The sequence below is a fragment of the Brevundimonas sp. genome (assembly GCF_004210735.1).
GTDB lineage: Bacteria > Pseudomonadota > Alphaproteobacteria > Caulobacterales > Caulobacteraceae > Brevundimonas.
On the sequence record NZ_SDZL01000109.1, the window covers coordinates 1 to 3,073 of the forward strand.

At 70.4% G+C, this 3,073-nt stretch carries 5 protein-coding genes and 1 pseudogene; all 6 read left to right on the forward strand.

Translation table 11 applies throughout. From position 1 onward, the window contains the following. Positions 1–386 (forward strand): hypothetical protein (locus EON91_RS14125; RefSeq protein WP_292095995.1); only part of this gene is annotated, 386 nt, incomplete at its 5' end. Positions 387–394: 8 nt separating this feature from the next. Next, the gene (ybgC, locus tag EON91_RS14130) at positions 395–841 is read left to right on the forward strand and encodes a tol-pal system-associated acyl-CoA thioesterase (protein WP_292095997.1); all 447 of its coding nucleotides are present in this window, start codon (positions 395–397) and stop codon (positions 839–841) included. A 126-nt stretch (positions 842–967) separates the two neighbouring features. Beyond that, positions 968–1,474, forward strand: a complete 507-nt coding sequence (locus EON91_RS14135; RefSeq protein WP_292095999.1) for a hypothetical protein — start codon at positions 968–970, stop codon at positions 1,472–1,474. A 135-nt stretch (positions 1,475–1,609) separates the two neighbouring features. Continuing rightward, positions 1,610–2,344 carry a protein TolQ gene (gene tolQ / locus EON91_RS14140; protein ID WP_292096001.1) on the forward strand — a complete coding sequence of 245 codons (735 nt, stop codon included), beginning with the start codon at positions 1,610–1,612 and terminating at the stop codon, positions 2,342–2,344. 3 nt (positions 2,345–2,347) lie between these two features. Beyond that, a complete protein-coding gene (locus tag EON91_RS14145) occupies positions 2,348–2,842 on the forward strand; it encodes an ExbD/TolR family protein (protein WP_292096002.1) in 495 nt (164 codons plus the stop codon). Between the two features lie 6 nt (positions 2,843–2,848). Then, positions 2,849–3,073, forward strand: a pseudogene (locus tag EON91_RS14150) (hypothetical protein); the annotation flags it as partial.

The window sequence follows — 3,073 nt, forward strand, 5'->3', positions numbered from 1 at the left end:
GAGGAGGCTTCATGGCGCGTCGCACCATCACGATCCAACGGCTGATCGCCGCCCTCGGCGTCGCGGTCCTGCTGCTCGGCGCCCTCAGCCTGTACGCCGTCAGCCAGGGCGCCCGTTTCGGACCCGATCAGCCGACGGCGTCGCAGCGCGCCCTGGCCCAGCTGCGCGAACAGCTGGGGCCGGCCGCCGAGTTGCGCTACGTCGAGCCCGGCTCCGGCCGCGCCCTGTGCGGCTATGGCGGCGTGCACGGCGACCCGCACGCCGTCGCCTTCGTCTCGCGCCCCGGCCGCATCCTGCTCAGCGACGATCCGCTGGGGGCCGAGTTCCGCGAATTGCGCGACCGTTTTTGCCCCGGCTTCAACCGCGCTCCGCCCCCCGCTGCCTGAGACCCGTCATGACCGACCACCCCACCCTGGGCCGTTTCGAGGGCCACGCGCATCTGTTGCCGGTCCGCGTCTATTACGAGGACACCGACTTCACCGGTCTGGTCTATCACGCCAACTACGTCCGCTATTTCGAGCGCGGGCGGTCGGATTTCCTGCGGCTGGCGGGCATCGGCCATGCCGAACTGCTGGACGGCGACCGGCCGCTGGCCTTCGTCGTCTCGCAGATGGCGCTGAAATTCATTCGACCCGCCCGCATCGACGACGCCCTGGTGGTCCGCACCGTCTACGAAAGCTTCAGGGGCGTCCGGCTCAAGATCCGGCAGGCGGTCGAGCGTGACGGCGAAGTCCTGTGCACGGCCGAGGTCGAGGTCATCTGCATCCATCTGGACGGCCGCCCCCGCCGCCCGACGCCCGGCCTGGTGCAGAAGATCGGTCCGCTGCTGGCCGAACGGTGACCACTGCGGCCCGCGATCCGCGACAGGATTACGCCCAGATTTCGACGGGTGACCAAGCAGCCCGACCCGCCGTCCCCTAGGCTTCCGGCGCGACCGATCTGTCGCGTGCCCCATCGGGACGCCAAAATGAAAATCCTGCTGACCCTCATCGCCATCGCTGGCCTGACTGGCCCGGCCGTCGCCCAGACCGTGCCTGACGCCGCGCCCGAAGCCGCGCCCGAGACCGTCACCGCGGCTTCGCCAACCGTTCCCGCGCCCGCAGCATCGCCCCAATCAGAAGCCTGCACGGCCCAACTGGCCGAAATCGCCCGGATGCGCCTGCGCCAGCAGTCGCTTCAGGCCCAGCTTCAGGGCAATGGTCAGGCATCCGAACAGAACGCCCGCAACACCCAGGCCACTGTCCGCGCCGGGCAGGCCACGGCCTGGGCCACAGGCCTGGCCAGTCTGGTTCCGGGCGTCGGCTTCGTCGCCTCGGCCGCCTCCGGCGCCGCGACCGGCCAGGCGATCATGGCCCAGCAGCGCGCCGCACAGGCCACCAACGCACAGGCCACCGACATCGTCGGCGAGCTGGTTCCCCTCAGCCAGCGGCTTCATGCGCTGGAGACCCAGGCCTTGACCGACGGGTGCATCTGACGCTGCGAAGCTTCGCCATAACGCACTTGTCAGGCGACGACGGGTGACGCGGGCGGCGACGCCCGCTAGACCCGCCATCAAACCGCCACGTCGGCCCGCTGGATAGGGACCGACGCCGCCAAGGGACCATTGCGCATGACTGTCGCCGCCGACGCCTCGATGCTGAACCCGGTCGAGCTGTTTCTGACCGCCGACTGGGTGGTGAAGACGGTGATGATCGGCCTGGCCGTCGCCTCGCTGTGGTCGTGGACCGTGATCATCGACAAGGCGGTCCGCTTCACCCGCCTGAACCGTCTGGCCGACGCCTTCGAGCGCGACGTCAACTCGGGCCGCTCGCTGGAAGACATCGCCGCCCAGGCCGGGACCAATCCGGAGCATCCCCTGCCCCGCATGCTGGTCGTCGCCCTGTCCGAATGGAAGGAAGCGCGTCGCGGCGGCGCCCTGAACGAGACCCAGGGCGGCTTCCTGATGTCGCGCATCGACCGCTCGCTGGACAGCCTGATCGCCCGCGAGGGTCAGAAGGTCGAGAACGGCCTGGGCGTGCTGTCGGTGGTCGCCACCGCCTCGCCCTTCATCGGCCTGTTCGGCACCGTCTGGGGCATCATGAACGCCTTCGACCGCATCGCCCAGGCGGGCAACACCAATCTGACGACCGTGGCGCCGGCCATCGCCGAGGCGCTGTTCGCCACGGCCATCGGCCTGGCGGCGGCCATCCCGGCCTATATCGCCTACAACAAATTCTCGATTGACGCGGGCAAGTTCACCGGCCGTCTGGAAAGCTTCGCCGACGATCTGCAGGCCGCCGTGGCCCGCCGTCTGGCGGCGCCGGCCGCCTCGGCCCCGCCCGTCGAACCGCGCCGGGGCTTCTGAGCCATGGCCATGAGCGGCGCCGGCGGCGGCGGACATGTCAGGGGCCGGCGGCGCGCCCGCAAACGCCCGCTGAGCGAGATCAACGTCACCCCGCTGGTGGACGTCATGCTGGTGCTGCTGATCATCTTCATGATCTCGGCGCCGCTGCTGACCGTCGGCGTTCCGGTTGAACTGCCGAAAACCGAGGCCAGCGCGGTCGAGACCAGCAATGAGCCCGTCACCGTCTCCATCGACCGCGACGGCGCCATGTTCATCGGCGACGGCGAGGTGCGCTGGGAACGCCTGATCCTGCGCGTGTCCGAAGAAGGCGGCGAGGATGCGCGCGAAAAGCCGATCTTCATCCGCGCCGACGGCCGCGCCCCCTATCAGGCCGTGGCCCGCGTCATGGCCCGGCTGTCCGCCGCCGGCTTCACCAAGCTGAACCTGATCACCGACACCGCCGCCGGCGAAGAGGCCGCGTCCGCCGCCCTCGCTGCGCCGACCTCAGGGGAAGGCTAGGCCCCCTTGCGTCGCCCCAGCCCGGCCATCATCGGATCGATCGCCCTGCACGCCGGGGTGGTCGCGCTCGCCCTGGTGTCGTGGCCGCGGAAAGAGCCCAGGCCCCTGCCCTCGTCGGTGCCTGTGTCCATCGTCTCGGACATGGTGATCGCCGCCGCGCCCGCCGACAATCCGCAGCCCGAGCCCTCGCCCGACGACGGCGCCACCGCCCCGGTCGAGAGCCCGCCCGAG

Coding starts and splice junctions, on each gene's coding strand:
- ybgC (WP_292095997.1), top strand. CDS start 395: ATGACCGACCACCCCACCCTGGGCCGTTTCGAGGGCCACGCGCATCTG.
- EON91_RS14135 (WP_292095999.1), top strand. CDS start 968: ATGAAAATCCTGCTGACCCTCATCGCCATCGCTGGCCTGACTGGCCCG.
- tolQ (WP_292096001.1), top strand. CDS start 1,610: ATGACTGTCGCCGCCGACGCCTCGATGCTGAACCCGGTCGAGCTGTTT.
- EON91_RS14145 (WP_292096002.1), top strand. CDS start 2,348: ATGGCCATGAGCGGCGCCGGCGGCGGCGGACATGTCAGGGGCCGGCGG.